This window comes from Gordonia sp. NPDC058843 (genome assembly GCF_042743165.1).
Taxonomy (GTDB): Bacteria; Actinomycetota; Actinomycetes; order Mycobacteriales; family Mycobacteriaceae; genus Gordonia.
This window is the reverse complement of the sequence record NZ_JBHYNC010000090.1, coordinates 1-1,376: the sequence shown is the minus strand read 5'-3', so window position 1 is coordinate 1,376 and position 1,376 is coordinate 1. Positions and strand designations below refer to the sequence as shown.

Here is a 1,376-nt window from a genome sequence, read left to right as displayed (position 1 = left end):
GTGGGGGAGGGGCGGACGGCCCTGCTGGTGCACGCCGACGATCCCCGCCTGCGCCGGCTGGCCGTGCTGGACGCGGTGATCAACAACGGTGACCGCAAGTGCTCGTCGACGATCCGGAACCCGTCGAGCATCTCCCGGAAGCGGTCCGGGCCGATGGCGATCATCAGCGACAGGCCGATCGCCGAGTCGAAGGAGTAGCGTCCGCCGACCCAGTCCCAGAACTCGAACATGTTCGCCGTGTCGATGCCGAAGTCCGCGACCTTCTCCGCGTTGGTCGACAGCGCGACGAAGTGCGCGGCCACCGCCTTCTCGTCACCCAGCGCCGCGAGCAGCCAGCTCCGCGCGGAGGTGGCGTTGGTGACCGTCTCGATGGTGGTGAACGTCTTCGACGCGACGATGAACAGCGTCTCCGCCGGGTCCAGGTCCCGGACCGCCTCGTGCAGATCGGCGCCGTCCACGTTGGAGACGAAGCGGACGGTGAGGTCCCGGTCGGTGAAGGCGCGCAGCGCCTCGTACGCCATCGCCGGGCCGAGGTCGGAGCCGCCGATGCCGATGTTGACGACGTTGCGGATGCGCCTGCCGGTGTGGCCCGTCCACTCGCCGGAACGGACCTGCTGCGCGAAGCCGGCCATCCTGTCGAGCACGTCGTGCACGCCGGGGACGACGTTCTCACCGTCCACCTCGATCACCGCGTCACGCGGGGCGCGCAGCGCGGTGTGCAGTACCGCCCGGTCCTCGGTGGTGTTGATCCTCTCGCCGCGGAACATGGCGTCCCGCAGCCCGGACACGTCGGTGGCGACGGCCAGTTCGCGCAGCAGACGCAGGGTGTCGTCGGTGACGAGGTGCTTGGAGTAGTCGACGTACAGGTCACCGACCCGGAGGGTGTACCCGGTGCCGCGGCCGGGGTCGGCGGCGAACAGCTCGCGCAGCCGCACCTCGCCCAGCTCCTCACGGTGCTTGGCCAGTGCGGTCCACTCGGGCGTCCGGTTGAGCCTGGTACGACCGTCTGCGTTCATCTCGGACTTCAGCCTTCTTCCTTGGGTGTCCCCGCTGTCCCCAACCTAATTGATCAGCGGTGAACACGACGGAAGAAGAAGACTGAAGGAATCCGAAGCGGATCGGTCTAGATCTCGCCCCGCAGTTTGGCGAGCGCCTCGGCGAGGATCGCCTCGCCGTCGGCGTCGCTGCGCCGCTCCCGCACATAGGCGAGGTGCGTCTTGTAGGGCTCGGTGCGCGGCGGGTCCGGGGGGTTGTCGCGGTCCTGTCCGGCCGGGAATCCGCAGCGGGGGCAGTCCCAGATATCGGGCACCTGCGCGTCGCTCGCGAAGCTCGGCTGTGTCTCGTGCCCGTTGGAGCACCAGAAGGAGATGCGCAGC

General features: G+C 69.0%; 1 protein-coding gene and 1 pseudogene. Both read right to left on the bottom strand.

The annotated features are described in order from the left end of the window. Positions 1-1,016 (bottom strand): annotated as a pseudogene (locus ACFW3F_RS25505) (glucose-6-phosphate isomerase); the annotation flags it as partial. A 107-nt stretch (positions 1,017-1,123) separates the two neighbouring features. Then, a partial coding sequence (locus tag ACFW3F_RS25500) for an RNA polymerase-binding protein RbpA (protein WP_388062498.1) occupies positions 1,124-1,376 on the bottom strand: 253 nt, incomplete at its 5' end.